Source organism: Roseibium sp. RKSG952, assembly GCF_009711355.1.
The window spans coordinates 1-425 of record NZ_SMMF01000245.1 but is presented as its reverse complement, the minus strand read 5'-3'; the positions used below and the strand labels follow the sequence as shown (position 1 = coordinate 425).

The 425-nt window shown below is 49.6% G+C and carries 1 protein-coding gene; it reads left to right on the top strand.

The annotated features are described in order from the left end of the window. Positions 1-166: 166 nt before the first annotated feature. Positions 167-425 (top strand): conjugal transfer protein TraG N-terminal domain-containing protein (locus tag E1297_RS00595; protein WP_155132635.1); only part of this gene is annotated, 259 nt, incomplete at its 3' end.

Here is a 425-nt window from a genome sequence, read left to right as displayed (position 1 = left end):
TTAACCCAAAAGCAAATCATTGAATTCAAATATTTTTATGCCGGACGGACTCTCAGCAACTCCAAAGGGACTATGCGCCTGTCCCGGAAGCCTTGGAATATTTCGAGACCCTGCAAAAACTCTATGACCGTGAATTCCTTGGCTCCGGTAAGCAAGGAGGCGGCCGATGAGCGACTGGGTTATTTATTCCATTGGTGACAGCGCACTTCTCGAACAGGTCTTGATTTCTGTCGCCATGATCACGGGCTCAGGGGATTTCCTCGCCGCCTGTTCGATCGGATTGTTGATCGGTTTTTTAATCGTGTTTGTGCAGTCCCTGTTCCAGGGGGCCAAGACCATCAATGTCCACCAGGTGTTTCTGGGGTGGTTGCTCTATTCGGTCATGTTCGTTCCGACGAGTTATTGTCAAATCTGGTGTCCAAGCG